General features: G+C 32.7%; 1 protein-coding gene. It reads right to left on the minus strand.

Features of this window, described 5'->3' with window-relative positions:
* A partial coding sequence (locus GQR46_RS20210) for a CHASE domain-containing protein (RefSeq protein WP_206009740.1) occupies positions 1-617 on the minus strand: 617 nt, incomplete at its 3' end.
* Positions 618-829 lie beyond the last annotated feature (212 nt).

The raw sequence follows: 829 nt of genomic DNA on the forward strand, positions 1-829 counted from the left end.
AAGCCTTGTTGCGATTTGCTATCCGCTTGGATTAACGTAATAGGCGCCGATAATTGAACTTGGTTATTAATTGCAGAATTTAATGCTGCTTTTTTACGTGTACTTTCCGATGCAATATCGAGTCCTAGAGCCCGTGAATTACTTTGCTCAGGAAATATATACTGAATAATAAAGTGCTCATCACTTTCGTTAGCTAGTTTATTTAGTTTAAATATTTGGTTAGGTCGATCGGATTTTGCAGTTTTTAAGAATTGAGCTAAGTTTTCGGCATTCACTTTTCTTATAAAGCCAATACCATTTGCTCCAGGGAATTCTTGGGCGTAATTGCGACTGTTAGAGTAATTGGAAATTGTTTGGTAGCTTAAATTATTAACGCCAATGCCGTGTATAAATCCTTTTAAACCGTATAGCCCATATTTATATAAGTCGAATCTGCTAGTAACGCCTGTTGAGAGTGAAGAAAGGCGGTTGTTGAGGGCTTCATTTATTTTTTTATTAACAGCATCTTGATGTGCAGTGTGGGCAAAGTAAGTTAATACAATACCACTGATGAAAAAAATAGCATGAGTAAGCACCGAGATTAATAACCTTTTACTAACCGGTCGTCCTGAAAACATTAACTCATCCTTTATTATTAATATACTGACAGAATATCTGTTTTATCATCGAAATAAATATAGCACTTATTATTCAGGATACAACTTTGTTATTAATTAGAATATATATATTTTATAAAGGTTTAGAGTAGATGCAATATAAAAAGTTGATTTTACTCACCAAGATAAGACGAACATGCATATAAATATAATAATTTTTATGTTCTTTGCTA

The sequence above is a fragment of the Pseudoalteromonas sp. Z1A6 genome, assembly GCF_011378745.1.
Classification (GTDB): Bacteria; Pseudomonadota; Gammaproteobacteria; order Enterobacterales; family Alteromonadaceae; genus Pseudoalteromonas; species Pseudoalteromonas arctica.